This window comes from Bradyrhizobium sp. Leo78, assembly GCF_059512425.1.
The window spans coordinates 1-829 of the sequence record NZ_JCAMOT010000163.1; the positions used below are offsets into that span (position 1 = coordinate 1).

Below are 829 nucleotides of genomic sequence, written 5' to 3' on the forward strand. Positions count from 1 at the left end.
TTAGCCAGAGCAGAGTTGCGGCGATAGCGACGACAGCGAAGTAATTTCGTGCGGTTTTTTCGTAGCGCGTAGCAACGCGCCTGAAACGCTTCAGTTTCGAGAAGCAGCATTCGATTAGATGACGCTCGGCATAGAGGGGTTTGTTGAGCGGATATTTGATTGCCCGTGAGGGGTTGTTCGGAATGACGGCTTGAGCGCCTTTTGCGGCGATCGCGGATCGCAAGGCATCGGAATCGTAGGCGGCATCGCCCATCACGACCTCCGCCGGGAGCCCCTCGATGAGCGGCTGGGCCTGAGGCGCATCGCCGGCTTGACCTGCCGTTAGGAAGAAGCGGACCGGGCAACCTAAGCCCCGGACAGCCATATGGATTTTTGTCGTCAGGCCGCCGCGCGAACGCCCGATGGCCTGATTTTGAGCCCCCCTTTTGCGCCGCTGGCGTGCTGGTGGGCGCGGACGATGGTGGAGTCAACGATCAGGTATTCGAAGTCCGGATCATCCGCGAGCGCTTCGAACATACGTAGCCAGACCCCCTTGGCGCTCCACCGGCTGAAGCGCCGGAAGACGCTGTTCCATTCGCCAAACGCTTCGGGCAGATCACGCCACGGCGAACCGGTTCGCACGATCCATAACACGCCCTCGACAAACATCCGGTTGTCGCGGCCTGTCGAACCACGCTGGTCCGGCCGACCGATGATCAAGCCGGAGATACGGTCCCATTGCGTGTCGTTCAGAACGAGCCGATCCAGAACCCCCAAGGCTTCCTCCTAAAAGAAAGCCTTGAATCACGTTCCGTCTGATTTGAGAATCCCAAGAGTCCACACAGCCTAG

Annotated in this window: 1 protein-coding gene; it reads right to left on the reverse strand. The window is 59.6% G+C overall.

The annotated features are described in order from the left end of the window. A protein-coding gene (locus AC5ZG1_RS44060) for an IS5 family transposase (protein WP_130232007.1) occupies nt 1–756 on the reverse strand; the annotation gives its coding sequence in 2 pieces (ribosomal slippage) (nt 1–423 and nt 423–756; 757 coding nt annotated over the 2 pieces). This gene is flagged as partial in the annotation. Nucleotides 757–829 lie beyond the last annotated feature (73 nt).